This is a genomic window from Alcanivorax sp. HI0044, from assembly GCF_001634945.1.
On the sequence record NZ_LWEZ01001125.1, the window covers coordinates 1 to 1,036 of the forward strand.

Here is a 1,036-nt window from a genome sequence, read left to right on the forward strand (position 1 = left end):
AAGCGACAGGGTTTCCGGGGCGAAATACTGGGTGAGCTCGTTGAAGTAGTAGAGGTTGCTCAGCCCGATCAGTGAGGCCATCCAGCTTTTGGCAAAAATATAGTAGGCGTCGCCGATATAAAACGGCGAGATCATCAGGAAGGTGGCGGTGGAGACCAGCAGAAACACCGGCACCAGGCGGCGGATACGGCGGGCATAAAAATCGCGAAACCGGAAAGTTCCTTTCTGGAAGGCCCGCTCCAGTAGCTGGGTGATGACGAAACCGGAGATGACGAAGAAGACATCGACACCGATAAAGCCGCCCGTAATGCCCGGCACCTGATAGTGGTACAGGATCACCAGGATGACGGCCAGTGCGCGCAGGCCTTCGATGTCGGCGCGATAACTTGGCTTGGCCTTCACGTATGTCTCCCCAGTGTGCTGATCAGTAAACCGGGAAGAATAAAGGTGCGGTGACAGGCAGACAAGTCAGTTGCGCTGTCGGCGCACGCCCAGCAGCATCGCCATGAGCCCCAGCCACAGTGACGCACCTCCGCCTCCGCTGCTGTCACTTGCAGCGGTGTTGACGGTGGCGTTGTACTGCACGGTGACATCCGCCTGTGTATCGGTGTCGCCGGGGATGTCGTTTTGGTCGGCGTTGACGGTGAAGGTGAAAGCCTGGTTGATGCCGGTGTCAGTGGTGAACTCCAGTGTCAGGATTTCGCTTTGTTCCGGGCTGAGGTTGCCGACAGGGCAGTACACCGGGTTGCTTTGTTGGCAGCCCAGTGCCGGGCCGTTGACCAGTTGAGTATTGGCGGGGAGCGGGAAGCTGATGCCGGTGTTGGTGGCGGCATTCAGCGGAGAGTGATTGCTCAGGGTTAGCGCTACTGTGGCTCGGGTGGGGCTGCTGGTCTGTTGGGCGGCGGACAGGGCCAGGTCGGGATTGTCGGAAAAAACAATTTCCTGCGTGAGGCTATCGTTGCGGCGGCGGTAGTCGTTTTCATCGGCACTGGCGCTGAGTGTGAGGGTGACGACCTGGTCGGTGCCACTGCTGTCG

At 59.2% G+C, this 1,036-nt stretch carries 1 protein-coding gene and 1 pseudogene; both read right to left on the reverse strand.

The window, feature by feature from the left end; translation table 11 throughout:
• The coding region (locus tag A3730_RS13580; protein ID WP_156501203.1) for an acyltransferase at positions 1-402 on the reverse strand (402 nt) is incomplete at its 3' end.
• A gap of 66 nt (positions 403-468) precedes the next feature.
• Positions 469-1,036 (reverse strand): annotated as a pseudogene (locus tag A3730_RS31710) (DUF11 domain-containing protein); the annotation flags it as partial.